General features: G+C 26.8%; 2 protein-coding genes. Both read right to left on the bottom strand.

What is annotated here, in order from left to right:
- Positions 1-43 precede the first annotated feature (43 nt).
- Complete coding sequence (locus tag BSU00_RS08185; protein ID WP_105003950.1) at positions 44-586, bottom strand: hypothetical protein; 543 nt, start codon at positions 584-586, stop codon at positions 44-46.
- Positions 587-686: 100 nt separating this feature from the next.
- On the bottom strand, positions 687-1256 hold the full coding sequence (locus tag BSU00_RS08190) for a hypothetical protein (RefSeq protein ID WP_105003951.1): 570 nt from the start codon (positions 1254-1256) through the stop codon (positions 687-689).
- Positions 1257-1326: the final 70 nt, after the last annotated feature.

Here is a 1326-nt window from a genome sequence, read left to right on the forward strand (position 1 = left end):
AAGCTGCGTTTTAATGCAGTTTAGCTTTTGTTAGCAACTGGTACTATTCCTTTAATACTTTTTTAAGATCATTTTGTATTTCTCTTTGTGTATTCATTAAATCCATCATCATTATTTTGAGCAGTGTTTTTTCTTTTTTACTAGTTTTATATAAATTGGAATAAGCGAAATCAATAATTTTATTCCTTTTATATTTTAATATTTCATTTCCTTCTTCAATATCTGCTAATACTGATAACTTATTATAATCAAGTAATTCGATTTTTGAACTGGATAGAGCTTTCCAATAATTCAGTTTTACCAAAGGGCCATTAATTCCTCCAGCTTTTTCAATAACTTGAATTAGAGGTGTTTTTTCATCGTTCTCATAAAATTCAAGAGTATCAACTAATGCTTTTTGTTTTGGTACTTTTTTTATTATTTCATTATTAGTATCACGAAATTCCTTCTTTAGAGACGAATAAAAATTATTAATATATATTGTATCTTTTCGTTGTTCATTCCAATTATCTATAAATAATGCAATTAATACACCTAATAGAACTGGTATTATATTTTTGATAAACTCTTTAATGGTATTTTTCATTTATTTACTGTGATATGCTAGTTGCTAACGGTTTGGCTAAGCTGCGTTTTAATGCAGTTTAGGTATTGTTGTACAACGTCTTTACTTCAGGTCTTCCATTTTATGAGTTTTGTACAATATTACTAATACATTTAGCTCCTTTGTTTATTGCTTTAACTTTTCGTTTAGTTCCTTTTTTTGCCTCAATATCATGATATTTACCCTCCTCTGTATCTGGAAGTCTGATGATTTTTATTTTATAATTTGTTAATTTAATCAAATCAGATTCCGAAAGTAAGAATTTGAAAGAATAAGCTGTGTATGTATCAACACTACTCATAGAATAACCGCCTGTTCTAAAAAAACCCTGGTAAGAAGTTGTACTTGAAAATTGTTCCTGCCTAGGTTTAGATACTCTAATCGATTTGAGTGTTAATTTTTCGTTATTATCCAATTTTAAAAGTATATCAGTCTCTTCGTTAAATTCAAAATCTCTATTTCCTAAGTAATAAAAAACAATCTCAAATGTTACTTCTTTATTTCGTAATTCAAAATATACAGTTTTATTTTCAAAGTCAAAATAATCAACCCTTTCATCTGTAAAAGGGTCTACTTTTGTTTTACATTTTTGGGAAAAAGCAGAGGAAATAAAGAATAAGAAGATGGAGTAAATAAAAATATTTTTAATCATTATAGTTTATAGTTTATAGTTTATAGTTTTTAGATGTTGTACAACGTTTTGGCTAAGCTGCGTTTTAATG

This window comes from Tenacibaculum sp. SG-28 (assembly GCF_002954385.1).
Taxonomy (GTDB): domain Bacteria; phylum Bacteroidota; class Bacteroidia; order Flavobacteriales; family Flavobacteriaceae; genus Polaribacter.

What these genes read in the sequence shown, in the direction of transcription:
- BSU00_RS08185 (WP_105003950.1), bottom strand. Translation starts at nt 586, where the DNA reads ATGAAAAATACCATTAAAGAGTTTATCAAAAATATAATACCAGTTCTA.
- BSU00_RS08190 (WP_105003951.1), bottom strand. Translation starts at nt 1,256, where the DNA reads ATGATTAAAAATATTTTTATTTACTCCATCTTCTTATTCTTTATTTCC.